At 78.3% G+C, this 304-nt stretch carries 1 protein-coding gene; it reads right to left on the reverse strand.

Translation table 11 applies throughout. The annotated features are described in order from the left end of the window. On the reverse strand, positions 1–269 hold a 269-nt coding region (locus HMPREF3086_RS05160), incomplete at its 3' end, for a hypothetical protein (protein ID WP_210401840.1). Positions 270–304 lie beyond the last annotated feature (35 nt).

Consider the following 304-nt stretch of genomic DNA (forward strand, 5'->3'; position numbering starts at 1 on the left):
AGCACAAGCCCGAGCCCCGCGCAGGTCAACGCGGCCATCCCCGCACCCACCACGTCGGACGGACGCCGCTCCCGGCGGCCCAGCGCGGTCGCGGTGGCCGCGCCCACGAGCGCGCCGATGTGCAGCGGCACCTCGAGCGCCGGCAGGCTCACCACCCACCCCCCGGTCGCGGCGGCGAACGGCCGACGGATCGGGCGCAGTGCCAGCGCCGTGGACACCGCGGCGGGCGCGACGAGTGCGGGTAGCGGGACGCGGATGGGTCGTGGCACGGTCACTCCTCGGGCGGGCCAGCGCGTTCCCAGGC

Origin of the sequence: Dietzia sp. HMSC21D01 (genome assembly GCF_001815995.1) — a bacterium.
GTDB classification, from domain to species: domain Bacteria; phylum Actinomycetota; class Actinomycetes; order Mycobacteriales; family Mycobacteriaceae; genus Dietzia; species Dietzia cinnamea.